This window comes from Caulobacter sp. P1_B12_2 (assembly GCF_056406675.1).
This window is the reverse complement of the sequence record NZ_JBFTZS010000557.1, coordinates 1-2,649: the sequence shown is the minus strand read 5'-3', so window position 1 is coordinate 2,649 and position 2,649 is coordinate 1. Positions and strand designations below refer to the sequence as shown.

Annotated in this window: 2 protein-coding genes; both read left to right on the top strand. The window is 66.2% G+C overall.

Features of this window, described 5'->3' with window-relative positions:
- Positions 1-63 precede the first annotated feature (63 nt).
- Positions 64-1,053, top strand: a complete 990-nt coding sequence (locus tag AC1DZ6_RS23190) for an ABC transporter substrate-binding protein (RefSeq protein WP_477099467.1) — start codon at positions 64-66, stop codon at positions 1,051-1,053.
- Positions 1,054-1,176: 123 nt separating this feature from the next.
- Positions 1,177-2,649, top strand: a 1,473-nt coding sequence (locus AC1DZ6_RS23185; RefSeq protein WP_477099468.1) for a TonB-dependent receptor, incomplete at its 3' end; no start/stop codon positions are given.

Below are 2,649 nucleotides of genomic sequence, written 5' to 3'. Positions count from 1 at the left end.
CTTCTGGGCCTTCCAGCCCTACTGGGACGTCGTGACCGAAGAAGAGCCGGACCTGTTCGACTGATGATCCTTTCCCGACGCCACCTCCTCGCCAGCGGTCTGTCTGTCGCCGGCCTCTCGACGCTCGCCGCCTGCTCGCCCGGCAAGACCTCCAACCCCGGCTCGCTCGCGGACCTGACCCTGCGCGCGGCCACCTATCGCGGCAATCTGGAAGCCTTCTTCCCGGCGGCCGGCGTCGCCGATACGCCCTACAAGATCGCCAAGTCCGAGTTCGCCGGCGGAAACCTGATCGCCGAGGCGATCAACGCCGGCGCCCTGGACGTCGGCGGCATGAGCGAGATCCCGCCGATCTTCGTAGCCGGCGCGCCGGGCAACCAGGTCCGCATCGTCGCCGTGCTGCAGGGCGACGTGAACAACCAGGTCCTGCTGGCGCCCAAGGACAGCCAGGCCCAGACCTTCGCCGACCTGAAGGGCAAGCGCATCGGCTACGTGAAGGCCACGACCTCGCACTACATCCTGCTGCGCCTGCTGGACGAGGCGGGCCTGAAATGGACCGACATCAAGCCCGTGGCCCTGTCGCCGCAGGACGGTCTGGCCGCCTTCTCCAGCGGCGCGATCGACGCCTGGGTGATCTACGGCGTCATCGTCCAGCGGGCGCGTCAGGCCGGAGCGCGCGTTCTGCGCACGGCCCTGGGCATCCTGTCGGGCAACTACCTGGTCGCCGCCGCCAAGTCGGCGCTGGACGATCCGCTCAAGCGCCAGGCCGTGGGCGACTATCTGGGCCGCTACGCCAAGGTCGCGCAGTGGGCCAACGCCGACGACGCGCGCTGGGCGCAGGCCCGAAGCGCCGCCACCGGCGTGCCGGCCGCGCTCTATCTGCGCGAATTCAAGGAACGCAGCAGCCCGACCAAGCTGCTGAGGATCAGCGACGCCGCCATCGCCTCGCAGCAAGGCGTCGCCGACGCCTTCGCGACGGCCGGGCTGATCCCCGCCAAGGTCGACGTGCGTCCGCTGTGGGACGATCGCCTGAGCAGCGTCCTTCCTGATGTCTAACAATATTCATAGGTCATATTCGCGTTCGCGATATGAGATGAACTGTAAGTCTATAGATTTTATATGGATTGAGACGCGGTCATCATTTGCTGTTTATCCCCAATAACAAGAACGGGGATAATGATGTCGTTGCGCTCCATTTCACTTTACTGGATTTCCGGAACCTCCGCCCTGGCGCTGGCGACCGCCGCTCAGGCCGCGACGCCCGCGACTCCGATCGCCGCCGAGGCCGACGCCAACGCCGCTCCGGCCGTCGAGCAGGTGGTCGTCACCGCCGAGCGCCGGGCCACCGACCTGCAGAAGACCGCCATCGCCATCTCGGCGTTCAGCCAGCAGGTGCTGGCCGATCGCAAGGTCGACAACATCCGCGACCTGTCAGGCCAGATCCCCAATTTCAGCATCAGCCGCGTCACGATCAGCCACACCACCCAGACCTATGCCCTGCGTGGCGTGGGCGAGAGCGATCCGATCCAGGAGCCGGTGCTGGCCGTCTATGTCGACGACGTCTACATCCCGCGCCAGATCGGCTCGATGGTCGAGTTCAACGACCTGGAGCGGGTCGAGGTGCTGCGTGGGCCGCAAGGTACGCTCTACGGCCGCAACTCCAGCGCCGGCGCCCTGCGGATCATCACCCGCGACCCGGGCGAGGCCTTCCGTGCGAAGGCCGAGGTGGGCCTGGGCAACTACGGCGCGGTCGATGTGCGCGCCCTTGTCGAGGGCCCGCTGGTCGAGGGCAAGCTGGCCGGCAGCGTGTCCTACATCCACCACAGCCGCGACGGCGTCACCTTCGACCCGACGCTGAACCATGACGTCAACCGCATCGACCTGGACGCCTACCGCGCCAAGCTGCGCTGGACCCCAACCGATCGCTGGGACCTGCTGCTGACGCTGAACGCCCTGAAGGATCGCAGCGACAGCCGCAGCTACGTGCCGGTCACCCAGCCGAACGGCGAGCACCGCACCGACCGCTCCTATTCCGAGGTCGAGCCGACCCAGGACCTGGACCAGATCAGCGGCGCCCTGCGGGTGCAGTACACGCTGAACGACAACCTGAAACTGAAGTCAGTCACCTCGTACGGCGGGTTCAACCTCAACCCCGTCAACTACGACAATGACGGCCAGGCGGCGCTGATCCAGAAGAACCTGATCCACTACAACGATCAGTACGTCACCCAGGAAGTCCAGCTGAACGGCGACTACGGCAAGCTGACCTTCACCAGCGGCCTGTTCTATCTGCACGAGCGGTTCTTCGTGGAGCGCGACGGCTACAGCCGCCGCAACGCGCTGCCGACCGACCCCGTGGTCACGCCTGGCAACTACGGCTTCGCCCGCGCCCACAACATCACCAACACCGACGCCTACGCCGTCTTCGGCGAGGCGACCTATGCGCTCAACGACCGGCTCAGCGTCACCGGCGGCCTGCGCTGGACCAACGAGGAGAAGGAATTCACCTTCGACAACAAGGTCTTGAACCTGCAAGGCCAGGTGGTGGGCCAGTCGATCGCCGGCCAGGCCGACAAGATCTTTTCGGCCGTCACGCCCAAGCTCTCGGCCCAGTTCCAATGGACGGGCGACGTCCTGCAGTACGTGACCGGC